This window comes from Variovorax sp. 22077 (assembly GCF_052044195.1).
Lineage (GTDB): Bacteria > Pseudomonadota > Gammaproteobacteria > Burkholderiales > Burkholderiaceae_C > Variovorax > Variovorax atrisoli.
Genome location: NZ_JBQEQC010000008.1, coordinates 1 through 13365, shown reverse-complemented (window position 1 = coordinate 13365; position 13365 = coordinate 1). Strand labels below are relative to the sequence as shown.

General features: G+C 66.5%; 14 protein-coding genes. 5 read left to right on the top strand and 9 right to left on the bottom strand.

Features of this window, described 5'->3' with window-relative positions:
* Positions 1-16 precede the first annotated feature (16 nt).
* The 5 genes from ACTJLF_RS13400 to ACTJLF_RS13380 form a co-directional block, all read right to left on the bottom strand.
* Positions 17-1348 (bottom strand): ABC transporter substrate-binding protein, encoded by a 1332-nt coding sequence (locus ACTJLF_RS13400; protein ID WP_019657693.1) that lies wholly within the window; start codon positions 1346-1348, stop codon positions 17-19.
* 52 nt (positions 1349-1400) lie between these two features.
* Positions 1401-2465: a branched-chain amino acid ABC transporter permease gene (locus tag ACTJLF_RS13395; protein WP_019657694.1), complete on the bottom strand. Its 1065-nt coding sequence runs from the start codon at positions 2463-2465 to the stop codon at positions 1401-1403.
* Positions 2466-2559: 94 nt separating this feature from the next.
* Positions 2560-3489, bottom strand: a complete 930-nt coding sequence (locus ACTJLF_RS13390) for a branched-chain amino acid ABC transporter permease (RefSeq protein WP_019657695.1) — start codon at positions 3487-3489, stop codon at positions 2560-2562.
* Between the two features lie 162 nt (positions 3490-3651).
* Entirely contained in the window at positions 3652-4485 is an 834-nt protein-coding gene (locus ACTJLF_RS13385) for an ABC transporter ATP-binding protein (protein WP_019657696.1), read from the bottom strand.
* Entirely contained in the window at positions 4482-6437 is a 1956-nt protein-coding gene (locus ACTJLF_RS13380) for an AMP-dependent synthetase/ligase (RefSeq protein ID WP_440883241.1), read from the bottom strand. Before ACTJLF_RS13380 ends, ACTJLF_RS13385 begins: the two co-directional genes overlap by 4 nt.
* Before the next feature lie 84 nt (positions 6438-6521).
* On the opposite strand from ACTJLF_RS13380, the gene ACTJLF_RS13375 reads away from it, so the two are divergent.
* Both ACTJLF_RS13375 and ACTJLF_RS13370 read left to right on the top strand, forming a co-directional pair.
* Entirely contained in the window at positions 6522-7301 is a 780-nt protein-coding gene (locus tag ACTJLF_RS13375) for a Crp/Fnr family transcriptional regulator (protein ID WP_019657698.1), read from the top strand.
* On the top strand, positions 7298-7765 hold the full coding sequence (locus ACTJLF_RS13370) for a hypothetical protein (protein WP_132754193.1): 468 nt from the start codon (positions 7298-7300) through the stop codon (positions 7763-7765). The genes ACTJLF_RS13375 and ACTJLF_RS13370 overlap by 4 nt, the downstream gene beginning before the upstream one ends.
* A 45-nt stretch (positions 7766-7810) precedes the next feature.
* Here ACTJLF_RS13370 and ACTJLF_RS13365 read toward each other — a convergent pair whose 3' ends face one another.
* Complete coding sequence (locus ACTJLF_RS13365) at positions 7811-9031, bottom strand: type II toxin-antitoxin system HipA family toxin (protein WP_132754191.1); 1221 nt, start codon at positions 9029-9031, stop codon at positions 7811-7813.
* Positions 9021-9296: a helix-turn-helix domain-containing protein gene (locus tag ACTJLF_RS13360; protein WP_309936448.1), complete on the bottom strand. Its 276-nt coding sequence runs from the start codon at positions 9294-9296 to the stop codon at positions 9021-9023. The genes ACTJLF_RS13365 and ACTJLF_RS13360 overlap by 11 nt, the downstream gene beginning before the upstream one ends.
* 178 nt (positions 9297-9474) lie before the next feature.
* On the opposite strand from ACTJLF_RS13360, the gene ACTJLF_RS13355 reads away from it, so the two are divergent.
* Positions 9475-10239: an SDR family NAD(P)-dependent oxidoreductase gene (locus ACTJLF_RS13355; RefSeq protein ID WP_132754189.1), complete on the top strand. Its 765-nt coding sequence runs from the start codon at positions 9475-9477 to the stop codon at positions 10237-10239.
* A gap of 19 nt (positions 10240-10258) precedes the next feature.
* A complete protein-coding gene (locus ACTJLF_RS13350) occupies positions 10259-10516 on the top strand; it encodes a hypothetical protein (RefSeq protein ID WP_019657701.1) in 258 nt (85 codons plus the stop codon).
* An 86-nt stretch (positions 10517-10602) separates the two neighbouring features.
* On the opposite strand, the gene ACTJLF_RS13345 is transcribed toward ACTJLF_RS13350, so the two are convergent.
* Together ACTJLF_RS13345 and ACTJLF_RS13340 are read right to left on the bottom strand one after the other, a co-directional pair.
* Entirely contained in the window at positions 10603-11613 is a 1011-nt protein-coding gene (locus ACTJLF_RS13345; RefSeq protein ID WP_132754187.1) for an MBL fold metallo-hydrolase, read from the bottom strand.
* 60 nt (positions 11614-11673) lie between these two features.
* Positions 11674-12669, bottom strand: coding sequence for a tripartite tricarboxylate transporter substrate binding protein (locus ACTJLF_RS13340; RefSeq protein WP_132754185.1), 996 nt, complete (start codon positions 12667-12669; stop codon positions 11674-11676).
* A gap of 254 nt (positions 12670-12923) precedes the next feature.
* Between ACTJLF_RS13340 and ACTJLF_RS13335 the strand changes: the two genes are divergently transcribed.
* Positions 12924-13301, top strand: a complete 378-nt coding sequence (locus ACTJLF_RS13335) for a VOC family protein (protein WP_132754183.1) — start codon at positions 12924-12926, stop codon at positions 13299-13301.
* Positions 13302-13365 lie beyond the last annotated feature (64 nt).

Below are 13365 nucleotides of genomic sequence, written 5' to 3'. Positions count from 1 at the left end.
AAGACTGGGGGTCAGCTCAAGACTGGCAGTCGGCCGCTTCGCGGCGGGTCAGTTTCTTCTCACCCGCGTACTTGTCGGCGGCGGCCTTCACCATCGGCTTGATGATCTGCTCGTCGGCCTGGTACCAGTCGGACATGTCACCCCACTTCGCGCCGTCCCAGGTGTGCACGCGCGCCCAGGTCGAGCCCATGTGGTCCTGGCACGAGGTGCTCACCGGCCGCATCACGCCCGAGAAGCCAAGCGCATCGAGCTTCTTCTGGTCGAGCGCGAGGTTCTCCATGCCCCAGCGCACCTGCTCGCCGGTCATGACCTTGCCCTTGCCGAAGCGCTCCTGCGCACGCTTGACGGCCTCGATGGTCAGCATCTGGATGATCACGCCGCGCGTGTAGAGCACCGAGCCCACTTCTTCCTTCGGACCCGTGCCCTGGCCCTTGTCGTGCACCTGCTTGAGGATGTCCTGGATCACCTTGGGCTCGGTGCCCGAGGTGTTCAGCGCCAGCGCGTGGTAGCCCTTGGCGTTCGCGCCCACGTCCTTCACGTCGGGCTCGGCGCCGGCCCACCAGACGCCGTACATCTTCTCGCGCGGGTAGCCGGTGGCAACGGCCTCCTTCAGGGCGGTGGAGTTCATCACGCCCCAGCCCCACAGCAGCACGAAGTCGGGGCGCTGCTGGCGCACCTGCAGCCAGGCCGACTTCTGCTCCACGCCCGGCGCGGTCACCGGGATCAGCGAGAGCTCGAAGCCGTTCTGCTTCGCGCGCTCCTGCAGCAGCGGGATCGGCTCCTTGCCGAAGGGCGAGTCGTGATACACGAGGGCGATCTTCTTGCCCTTGAGCTTGTCCATGCCGCCTTCCTTCTTCCCGATGTGCTGGATCAGGATGTCGGCCGCGGTCCAGTAGGAGCCCATCAGCGGGAAGTTCCACTTGAAGACGCCGCCGTCCTGCGAGGCGGCCAGGCCGTAGCCCAGCGTGATCAGCGGGATCTTGTCGGTGGGCACCTTGTCGGTCAGCGCGAAGGTGATGCCGGTGGCCTGCGGGTCGAACAGCGCGACGCCCGGGCGGCCCTTGAGGCGCTCGTAGCACTCCACGCCCTTGTCGGTGGCGTAACCGGTCTCGCACTCCTCGTACGCGATCTTCACGCCGTTGATGCCGCCGTTGGCGTTGACCAGCTTGATGTAGTCCTGCTTGCCGTTGGCCCAGGGCGTGCCGTTGGGCGCGTAGGGGCCGGTGCGGTACACCAGCAGCGGGAAGAACTGCTCCTTGGCCTGCGCACCGGCCACGGATGGCGCGAGCGCGGCGCCGAGGGTGCCGGCCACCAGGGCGGCGGTCAGAGCGAGCGATTTGAGTTTCATGCCTGTCTCCTTTGTGGGCACCTCGGTGCCGGGTTTCTACGAACGGAACTCGTCAATGCGGGAAGGGCCACAGCCGCAGCTTCTCCTTGGCCGTGGACCACAGCCGCGCGAGGCCGTGCGGCTCCACGATCAGGAAGAACACGATCAGCGCGCCGAAGATCATGGTCTCCAGGTGCGAGGCGAGCGCGGTGGAAATCGAGAAGCCCAGCCATGCGGGCAGCTGGTTCAGGAACAGCGGCAGCAGCACGATGAAGGCGGCGCCGAAGAAGCAGCCCATGATCGATCCCAGCCCGCCGATGATCACCATGAACAGCAGCTGGAACGAGCGGTCGATGCTGAAGGCCGCCGGCTCCCACGCGCCGAGGTGAACGAAGCCCCACAGCGCGCCGGCCACGCCGACGATGAAGCTGCTCACCGCGAAGGCCGTGAGCTTGGCGTACACCGGGCGGATGCCGATCACCGCGGCCGCCACGTCCATGTCGCGCATCGCCATCCACTCGCGGCCGATGGCGCTGCGCACCAGGTTCTTTGCGAGCAGCGCGAACACCGACACGAAGACCAGGCAGAAAAGATACTTCTGCGCCGGCGACTCGATGGGTACGCCGAACACGTTGAGCCCCGCCACGCTCACCGAGCCGGAGGAAGAGTTGTTGGTGAACCACTGGATGCGCAGGAAGGCCCAGTCGGTGAAGAACTGCGCCGCCAGCGTGGCCACGGCCAGGTACAGCCCCTTGATGCGCAGGCTGGGAATGCCGAACAGCACGCCGATGACAGTGGCGCACAGCCCGCCCAGCAGCAGCGACGCGATCAGCGGCATGCCGTCGATGCGCACCTGGAAGTTGTAGGCCGCGTACGCACCCACCGCCATGAAGGCGCCGGTGCCCAGCGAGATCTGCCCGCAGTAGCCCACCAGGATGTTCAGCCCCAATGCGGCGAGCGACAGGATGAGGAAGGGCGTGAGGATCGCGCGCATCCAGTAGTCCGACACGCTCAGCGGCACCACCACGAAGGCCACGACGAGCAGCGCCAGGATCGCGAAGCGGTCCTGCGCGATCGGGAAGATCTGCTGGTCGGCGCGGTAGCTCGACTTGAATTGGCCGTTTTCTCTGTAGAACATTTTCAGACCCGATCGATGATCTTTTGGCTCCGGCCCGCTTCGCTTAACTTGCTTCGCAAGTTGGCCTGCACCGAAAAACTGTTGATCTCGTATTTCATACGCGATCAATAATTTTTTCGCCGAAGAGGCCTTGCGGACGGACCAGCAGGAACACCAGCGCGAGAACGTAGGCGAACCAGATCTCGATGCCGCCGCCGAACATCGGCCCGAGGTAGATCTCGGAGAGCTTCTCGCCCACGCCGATCAGCAGGCCGCCGATGATCGCGCCCGGGATGGAAGTGAGCCCGCCCAGGATCACCACCGGCAGCGCCTTCAGCGCCACCAGCGACAGCGAGAACTGCACGCCCAGCTTCGATCCCCAGATGATCCCGGCCACCAGTGCAGAGAAGCCGGCCACCGACCACACGATCACCCAGATGCGCTTGAGCGGAATGCCGATGGACTGCGCGGCCTGGTGGTCGTCGGCCACCGCGCGCAGGGCCCGGCCGGTGGCGGTCTTCTGGAAGAAGATGGCCAGCACCACCACGAGTCCGGCCGCCACCAGCGCGGCGATCAGGTCTTCCTGGCTCAGCAGCAGGCCGCCCTGGAAGGTGTTCTCCAGCACCATCAGCGGCTCCTTGGGCATGCCGACGTCGATCTTGTAGATGTCGTTGCCGAAGATGGTCTGGCCCATGCCGTCGAGGAAGTAGGCAATGCCCAGCGTCGCCATCAGCAGTGTGATGCCTTCCTGGTTCACCAGCCTGCTCAGCGCGAGCCGCTCGATCAGCCATGCCACGACCACCATCACCGCCATGGCCGCGACGAAGGCCAGGATGTTGGCGAGGATCTGGCTCTGGAAGCCGAACCACTGCGGGAACCACTCGGCGAAGCGCGCCATCGCCAGCGCTGCGAAGAGCACCATCGCGCCCTGCGCGAAGTTGAAGACGCCGGAAGCCTTGTAGATCAGCACGAAGCCGATGGCGATCAGCGAATAGAGCATGCCGACCATCAGGCCGCCGAAGAGGGTTTCGAGGAAAAAGCCCATGGTCAGTTTCTTTCTCCCTCTCCCGCTTGCGGGAGAGGGCGGGGGTGAGGGCAGGCGACGTTGGAAAAACCGCTGAAGGTAGCGAGGCCGTCGGCCCTCACCCCAACCCTCTCCCGCAAGCGGGAGAGGGGGCAAGACGGGGAGCGCTCGTGTGCTGCCACGTCAGTGCTCCACGCCGAGGTATGCCCGGATCACGTCTTCGTTGTTGCGCACCTCGTCGGGCGTTCCATCGCCGATCTTCTTGCCGTAGTCCAGCACCACCACGCGGTCGGAGATGTCCATCACCACGCCCATGTCGTGTTCGATCAGCACGATGGTGGCGCCGAACTCGTCGTTCACGTCGAGGATGAAGCGGCTCATGTCCTGCTTCTCCTCCACGTTCATGCCGGCCATGGGCTCGTCCAGCAGCAGCACCTGCGGCTCCATCGCGAGCGCGCGGCCCAGGTCGACGCGCTTCTGCAGGCCGTAGGGCAGGCGCCCCACGGGCGTCTTGCGGTGCGCCTGGATCTCGAGGAAGTCGATGATGTGCTCGACGAATTCGCGGTGCGCGAGCTCCTCGCGCTCGGCGGGTCCCCAGCGCAGCGCCTGCGCGAACAGGCCGCTCTTCATCTTGAGGTTACGCCCCGTCATGATGTTGTCGAGCACGCTCATGCCCTTGAAGAGGGCCAGGTTCTGGAAGGTGCGCGCCACGCCCATCTCGGCCACCTGGCGCGAGTTCATGTGCTTGAAGGTCTTGCCGCGGAAGGTGATGGAGCCTTGCTGCGGCCAGTACACGCCGTTGATGCAGTTCAGCATCGAGCTCTTGCCCGCGCCGTTCGGCCCGATGATGGCCCGCACCTCGTGCTCGCGCACGTTGAAGCTGATGTCGGTGAGCGCCTTCACGCCGCCGAAGCTCAGGGAGATGTTCTGCACGTCGAGGATGACCTCGCCGTCCTTGCGGCCGCCCCGGGTCGTTGTTGCAAGCATGGAGGCCTCGGTGTGGTTGTGCGCGTTCATGCGGCCGCCTTGACCAGTGGAAAGCGCTTCGCGTCGATGATCTTCAGCGTGGCGCTCACCGAGCCCGTGCGTCCGTCCTCGAACTTGACCTGGGTTTCGATGAACTGCTCGGCCTTTCCGCCGTAGAGCGCATCGACCAGCACCGCGTACTTGTCCGCGATGAAGCCGCGGCGCACCTTGCGCGTGCGGGTGAGTTCGTCGTCGTCGGGGTCGAGCTCCTTGTGCAGCACCAGGAAGCGGGCGATCTGCGTCTCGCCCATGCCGTCTTCCGCGGCGAGGTCGGCGTTCACCTTGGCGATGCACTCGGCCACCAGCGCGAGCACGTCGGCCTTGCCGGCCAGGTCGACGTAGCCGCCGTAGGCCAGGCCGCGGCGCTCGGCCCAGTTGCCGACGGCCTCGTAGTCGATGTTGATGGCGGCGCAGACTTCGTCGCGGCCGTTGCCGAAGCACACGGCCTCCTTGATCTGCGGGAAGAACTTGAGCTTGTTCTCGATGTAGTTGGGCGCGAAGATCGCGCCGCCCACGAGGCGGCCGACGTCCTTGGCGCGGTCGATGATGCGCAGGTGGCCCTCGCTGTCGAGCACGCCGGCGTCGCCGGTGTGGAAGTAGCCGTTCGCATCCAGCACCTCGGCGGTGGCGTCGGGGCGCTTGTAGTACTCCTTGAGCACAGACACCCCGCGCACCAGCACCTCGCCGTCGTCGGCGATCTTCAGCTCGATGCCCGGCGCGGCCGTGCCCACGGTCTGCAGCTTGACCTTGCCGTCCTGCTGCAGGCACACATAGGCGCAGGTCTCGGTCTGGCCGTAGAACTGCTTCAGGTTCACGCCGATGGAGCGGTAGAAGCGGAACAGGTCGGGCCCGATGGCCGCGCCTGCGGTGTAGGCCACGCGGATGCGGCTCATGCCCAGCACGTTGCGCAGCGGGCCGTAGATCAGCAGGTCGCCCAGGCGGTACATCAGCCGGTCGCCCGTGCTCACCGGTGCGCCGTTGAGGATGTCCGCGCCCACGCGCTGCGCCAGCGCCATGAACTTCGCGTACAGCCAGCGCTTGGGCGCGGCGGCGTCCTCCATTCGGATCGACACGGCCGTGAGCAGCCCCTCGAAGGTGCGCGGCGGACCGAAGTAGTAGCTCGGGCCGATCTCGCGCATGTCGTTCATCACCGTTTCCGACGATTCGGGGCAGTTGAGCGTGAAGCCGCCCACCAGCCACTGCGCCACCGAGAACAGGTGGTCGCCCACCCACGCCATCGGCAGGTAGCTCATGATGTTGTCGCCGGGGCCGAGCCTGTCGGTCTGCACGCCGCCGCGGCCCGCCGCGATGAAGCTCGCGTGCGTCTGGCACACGCCCTTGGGACGGCCGGTGGTGCCGGAGGTGTAGAGGATCACGCCGACGTCGGTGGCTTCGCCGCTGGCCACCGCGCGGTCGTAGTGGCCCACGTTGGACTTGTCGAACTCGCGGCCCAGCGCGCGCAGCTGCTCGTAGCTCATGAGCCCGGGCTGGTCGTAGTGGCGCAGGCCCTTGGGGTCGTCGTAGACGATGTAGCGGATGCCCGGCTGCCCGCCCTGCTGCAGCTCGCGGCATTCGAGCAGCTTGTCGACCTGCTCCTGGTCTTCGACGATCACGAACTCGATGTCGGCGTCCTGCAGCATGAAGACCATCTCGCCGGCCACCGCGTCCTGGTACAGCGGCACGGGCACGCCGCGCAGGCTCTGCGCCGCGACCGCCGACATGTACAGGTGCGGCCGGTTGGCGCCGACGATCGCGAGGTTGTCGAAGGGCTTGAAGCCCAGGCTCGCGAGGCCGCAGGCGATCTCGCGCACTTCCTGCGCCACGGCGCTCCAGCTCCAGGTTTGCCAGATGCCGAGGTCCTTCTCGCGCATGGCGGGGGCCTCGGGCCGGGCCTCGGCGTGCGCGAGCAGCAGACGGGGAAAGGTGGGGGCGGGTGTTTGCACAGTGGGCGGATCGTAGGACTCACTTTGACGCCCGCTTGTCGTTCCAACGACAATCCTAGGGACACTACTCCCCGGAGTTTCCCGATGCCTCACGGCCATCCCACCCACAGCGCGCTCGGCGGTTCGACCATCAGGGACCGGGTGCGCGCAGCCAATGCGGAAGAGCTGGCCGGCATTCCCTGGCTCTCGACCCTCACGCCCGCCGAGCGCCGCCGTGCCGAAGCCGCGCTGGTGGTCGGCGAGGCCGAGCCCGGCGACCTGGTGTGCCGCGTCGGTCGCTCGCCCACCTACTGGTTCGGCGTGGTCGAGGGCCTGCTGAAGATGAGCAACGACAACGCCGACGGCGGTTCCGTCACCTACACCGGCGTGCCGCCCGGCGGCTGGTTCGGCGAGGGCACGGTGATGAAGCGCGAGCCCTACCGCTACAACATCCAGGCGCTGCGGCGCAGCCTCATCGCCGGGCTGCCGACCGAAAGCTTCCACTGGCTGCTCGACCACTCCATCGGCTTCAACCGCTTCGTGATGAACCAGCTCAACGAGCGGCTGGGCCAGTTCATCGCCGCACTCGAGATCGACCGGCTCAACAACCCCGACGCGCGCGTGGCGCGCAACCTCGTGTCGCTCTTCAACCCGGTGCTGTACCCGGGCGTGGGCGAAGTCCTGCGGATCACGCAGCAGGAGCTGGCCTACCTGGTCGGCCTCTCGCGCCAGCGCGTGAACGAGGCGCTCAACGCGCTGTCGGCGCAGGGGCTGATCCGCGTGGAATACGGCGGCCTGCGCGTGCTCGACCTTCCGGGCCTGCGCGCGACCGCCATGTCGAACAGGAAGAGCCAGCCGGCGACAACCCAGGCACAAAGACCATGACCCAACTTTCCGACAAGCTCCAGATCGTGCCCGCGAACGCCGAGGCCGCATTCATCCCGCCCCCGGAGCAGCCCAAGGCCCTTCCCGAAAGCGCCGGCCCCACGCTGGAAGAAGCCATCGCACGCAACGAGGCCCTCACCGAGAAGATCGAGGCGCTCGACGCCGTGCTGGCCAAGCCGCTCAACGAGATCCTCGCCGACCGCGAGAAGGCCGAGGAAGCCGCGCTTGCGTGGGACCGCTTCGGCGCCATGTGGATGCTCTCGCAGCGCGCGATGCGCCGCGTGGCGCTCGACCTCGCAGCGCAGCTCGGCGTGAGCGAGGAAGAGGTGGTGGCGCGTGCCATGGCCAATGCCAACGCGGTGCTCAACGGCGCGGACGAGGTCGACCTGGGCGGCACCATCGCGCCGGCGCAGATGCAGCACATCGCGCGGCATCGGAACTTCCTGAGAAAGCAGTTCCGCTAGAGCCGCCTTCGGTATTCGAGCGGAAGAGTTCCGCGCATCCGGCGGCTACCGGGTCTTGGCGTGGATCATCCCGTCGGTCCACGTCTCTCGCATCCTCGCCAGCAGGTCTTTCGGGATCCGCTGGTCACCGCGTGCCTGGTCCAGCGCCTTTTGCATTCCCTGCGCTATCCGCTGGAGAACGATGGCGGGCTTGGCGACCCCGCACACCTTGCTGCCGAACTGCAGCAGCTCCTCGGTCGTCGGATAGGCCCTGGTGTGGCCTTTGCCGGCGAATAGCTTGAGCGCCAGCGTGCGGTCTTCCAGTTCGGGCCCGCCCTCATAGCGCGTGTACCTGTAGATCGCGGTGGTCACCACGTCGAACATGGGTGCGAGGCGGCAGTCCGCCGTCGAGGTGTACAGCAATCCGTAGTTCTTGAGGTGGCCGTCGCCGTTGCGCACCATGATGCTGAAGGCCACCTGCTCGAAGAAGCGCGCAAGGTTCTCGCCGGGCAGCTGGAGGTACTGCATCAGCTCGGCGATGCGCTGGTAGCTCCCGTGGTACTTCCGGTCGGACTGGATGTCGCGTACCCGGAGGTTCATCAACGCCGCGATGTCCTCGAATCCGATGCGCGACCCGTCCGCCGCGATGTCGAACCGGTCGACCAGGAGCAGTTGCCCGTCGTCCGAGAGATCGAAGGTGGGTGTCTCGATGCCGGCGTGGCTGGCGGCGGTCAGGCACATGAACTCGTTGGCCGACAGGCCCGGATAGGAGGGTGCGGCGGCCTTCACGATGATCGTGGGCACCGGGAGGGTGACCCGGTCCGGCACCATGATCTTCGGCTGCATGCCGGCAATGCCTGCACCCGTGCTCAGATACGCCCGCACCAGCTCGTCGAAGACCTCGGGCGTGTAGCGGGTCTGCAGCAAGGTCTTGCGGTCGATGGTCCGTGGCGCCGCAAGTGGCTGAGCTCCCGGCAGCCGGAAGCCCAGCCGCCCGATACCGTTGGAGCCAACCACCGCGAGCAGGTGCATCGGGGTGAGCTGCTGCTTGGGGAACATCGCACGCAGGCGCAGGTACAGGTCGCCCTCGGGCAGGTTCTGGTCCATGACGGCGAACAGGTCGCCGTCCTGGTATGTAGGCCGGGTCGGCGGCATGAGGAGCGCGACCGCGGGCTGATCCGCACGGCCATCGAGGTATCGGAACTCATAGACCGAGTGCCTGAGCAACTGCCCTGCGGGCGTGCTGGCGATCTCGACGTCGAGCTGCCTGATCTTTTCAGGAAGCATCGCCGTCCTCGTCCTGTGCGAAACGCTCGGTGACTTCCTCCAAAGTCGGCATGCCAAGTCGCTCCAGGCGGATCGTGAGATCCATGGCGCGCAGGATGTCGAAGAGCGAGGCCAGTGTGACGTCTTCCCCGCGTTCCAGACGGTAGAGGACATTGCGCGCGCGGCCCGATCGGGCAGCGATGTCGGTCGCCTTCAGGCGGCCTTCTTTTCGCACGCGCTTGATGGCCTGTCCAAGTTCTGTAGGAAGCCTAATTTTGTCCTGCATACGCCACATTTTGAGGAATAAGAGCAACTTTGTCCATTTAAAAGGACATCTCCAAAGCCGGCGTCGGCTACTGGCAAAGGACCGCGAGGCCATGGCAGCAGGTTCAACCGCGAGTCCCACCTGACTTCTTCGCATCGCCTAAGCTCACGGCTTTGTTTCCTGTCTCACCCCCATCTCCATGTCCACCTCCCACCTCACCCTCATCACCGGCGCCTCGCGCGGCCTGGGCCAGTCCATGGCCGAACAGCTGCTGCAGGCCGGCCACACGGTGATCGGCATTTCGCGCAAGCAGTCGCCCGCGCTGGCCGAAGCGGCCAAGGCCGCCGGCGCCGAACTCACGCAATGGGAGCAGGACCTGTCCGATCCCGTCGCCGCAGCCGAGCGGCTGTCGGCGTGGCTCAGAACCGTCGATGCGCAGCGCTTCGACAGCGTCACGCTCATCAACAACGCCGGGACGGTCGGCAATCCGGCGCCGCTGTCGCGCGCGGTGGAAACCGAGCTGTCGCAGGCGCTGCGCATCGGCCTGGAAGCGCCGATGCTGCTGACGGCGGCGTTCCTCGGCGCCACGCGCGAATGGCGCGGCGCACGCAAGGTGCTGAACATCTCCTCGGGCCTGGGCCGCAACGCCATGGGCAGCCAAGCGCCGTACTGCGCCGCGAAGGCCGGCATGGACCACTTCTCGCGCGCCGTGGCGCTGGAAGAGGCCAATGCGCCGAACGGTGCGCGCATCGTCTCGCTGGCACCCGGCGTGATCGATACCGACATGCAGGTGCAGCTGCGCGGCGCCTCGGCCGAGAAGTTTCCGGACCGCACGCGCTTCGAGAAGATGAAGAACGAAGGCATGCTCGACAGCCCCGCCACCGCGGCGGCCAAGGTGCTGAAGTACCTGGCGCGCGCGGACTTCGGTGCGAAGCCCGTGGCCGACGTGCGCGATCCCGACTGAGCGGAAGGCGAGCGACCTCATGGCAACCGCCCAGGCCATCGATACCGGCGAGTACAAGCTCTTTCCCTCGCCGCGCAACCTGCACCGCATCGTGTTCGAGCACCAGGTGTTCGTGCCGTACCCCTATGCGCTGATCGTGATGAACGAGTTCGGCTTCAAGGGGCGCTACAGCCTGTTCTCGGCCTGCCGCATGAGCGACGGGAAGATGGGGCAGGTGGTGACGTTCGAGGACGTGGCGGACGTGGACGTCTTCAATCGCAAGTTCGTGCCGGACTGAGGCCGCCCGGGGGGCTTTGTTCCCTCTCCCCGAGGGGAGAGGGAGTGCAGCCATCGGGGCGCGGCACATGCCCAAGATGCTGCTTGCTACTGCATCGCAAACCTGTCGCGCTGCGCCTGCGCGCATTCGCCCATCACGCCCAGCGCGCGCTCCACCGTCGGCGTGCCCATCACGAACGGGTTCGCGGCGCCTGCCGGCTGCTGCCGCAGCGCGGCCATCTTGGCCTGCGAGCTGTCGACGTTCGAGTGGTTCGACAGCATCACGTCGATGTTCTGCGCCTTCACGATCGAATCCATGCGCTTGGTGGACGCGATGTAGTTGTCCAGCCGCGGAATGTCCTTGCCGAAGTTGAAGCCCGTGCCGCCCCAGAGCATGGCGCGGTGCTTCCTGCCGTTCTCGCTCACGTCGAACACCGGCGACAGCGTGCCCATGGTGTGGCCCGGCGTGAGATAGAGCGTGACGGTGGTGTCGCCCAGCGTGACGCGGTCGCCGTCCTTCACCGAGATGTCCCGCTTGGGCGGCGCACCCCAGATCGGCGTGGCGAATTCCAGCCTGGTCTCGGTCATCGTCCAGTCGGCATCGCTCATCACCACGCGCGCGCGGTACTTCTGCGCGAGGTAGGGCGCGCCGCCGTAGTGGTCGCCGTGGCCGTGCGTGACGATCACGTACTTGATCTGCGCGGGGTCGAGGCCCAGCTTGCGCATGCCGCCTTCGATGAGCGCGGCCGCTTCCACCTGGTTGTTGAGCGCATCGATGAGGATGATGCCGTCCGAGGTCTTGATGGCCCAGGCGCTGACCCAGTCGGCGCCCACGAAGTAGAGGTTGTCGAAGGCCCTGGCCGGAGGCGGCGCGGGCCTGTTGATGAGCAGGGGCAGGCCCTTGTCGAGCTCTTCCTGGGGCGGGCGCGCGGCGGGAGCGGGCTTGCACAGCGACAACAGCGGCCCGAGGTCGGTGCCCGCGGCCCTGGTGGCTGCCGCGACGTGCGCGGCGACGGTGGCATCCGAAGGTTTCTGCGCGGCAGGTGTCTGCGCGCAGCCCTGGAAGAGGGCGACGGCCGCCGCGAGGGCGGCCGTCTTCAATGGAAGCGAAGGAACCATCGGTGTCTCCATGCCGTCGTTGCGGCCTGTTCGGGAGACACCATTCTGCGACGCGAAGGCTTATTCGATTGTCGCGCCCGAGGCTTGCACGATGCCCTTCCACTTCTCGTAGTCGGTCTTCAGCAGCGCGCCGAACTGCTCGGGCGTCATGCTCTGCGGCTCGGCGCCCTGGGCGATGATGGCCGCCTTCATCTCGGGCGTGGCCAGCAGCTTGTTGACTTCGGCGTTCAGCGTGGTCACCACTTCCTTCGGCGTGCCGGCGGGCACGAAGAGGCCGTACCAGGTGCTCACGTCGAAGTCCTTGTAGCCAAGCTCGGCCACGGTGGGCGTCTCGGGCAGCGAGGTGCTGCGTCTGGCCGAGGTCACGGCCAGCGGACGCAGCTTGCCGGCCTTGATCTGCGCCATGGCCGAGGGCACCGACGACACCATCAGGTCGACGTTGCCCGCGAGCACGTCCATCATGGCCGCGTTGGAGCCCTTGTAGGGCACGTGGCGCATCTTGATCTTGGCGGCGCTGTTGAATATCTCGCCGGCCAGGTGGATGGTGGTGCCGTTGCCGGGCGAGCCGTAGGTGACGGTGTCGGGCGCGGCGCGCGCGGCCTTCACCACGTCGTCGAGCGTCTTGAACTTGGAGTTGGCCTGCGTGACGATCACCACCGGCGTGTAGGCCACGTGGGCCACGGCCGTGAAGTCCTTCACCGGGCTGTAGCTCAGGTTCTTGTAGAGCCAGGGCGCCACGACCATGTTGTCCTTCTGGCCCATCACGATGTCGTAGCCGGTGGGCGCGGCGCGCGCGGCCTCGGCGATGCCGATGGTGCCGCCGGCGCCCGCGCGGTTGTCGGGAACCACGGTCCAGTGCTTGGCCTCGGTGAGCTTCTGGGCCACCAGGCGCGCCAGGATGTCGGTGCCGCCGCCGGGCGGGAAGGGCACGATCATGCGCACGGGCTTGTTGGGATAGGCGGTGGCCTGTGCGTGGGCGGTGGCCGTGAAGGCCAGGGGGAGTGCCAGCGAAAGGGCCGTCGATGCGGCCAGCTTGCCGAAGTGTCTGCGGATCATGGGTTGTCTCTTTGTCGAAGTAGATGGGGTTGCAGCCGTTGCCCGTGCCGTCACTGCACCTGGGGTGCAGTGTGCCGGAAGCCGCGTAAGAAGGATTTCTTCATTCGCGATGGGGCACGTATCGACTCGCGGGGCCCCCATTTTCCGATGCCTTGACAGGCCCCTCTCCGACGCAAATACTGCACCGCATGGTTGAGTATTTTTGGCTCGCCCGGCGCCGCTCGATGCCGTGGCGGGCCTTGCAGGAGACTCGCATGCTCGGAAACATCAACGCAGTGGCCAACCTCGCGGTGAAGGATCTCGCCGTGGCCCGCCGCTTCTACGAGGACACGCTGGGCCTGGCCCAGGTCGATGAGGAGGGCGACGAGGTCGTCGTCTACCGCAGCGGCAACACGCGCATCAACGTGTATCGCTCGCAGTTCGCGGGCACCAACCAGGCGACGGCCGTGACGTGGTCGGTCGACGGCGACATCGAGCGGGTCGTGGAGGCTTTGAAGTCGCGGGGCGTGCGCTTCGAGCACTACGACATGCCTCATGCGAAGCTGGTGGGCGACCTCCATGTCATGGGCGACATGAAGGTCGCGTGGTTCAAGGACCCTGACGGGAACATCCTGAACCTGATCAACGACTGATCGACGGTCGATCAGCCGAAGTTCTTGGCGGCGAAGTCCCAGTTGACCAGCTTGGCCAGGAAGG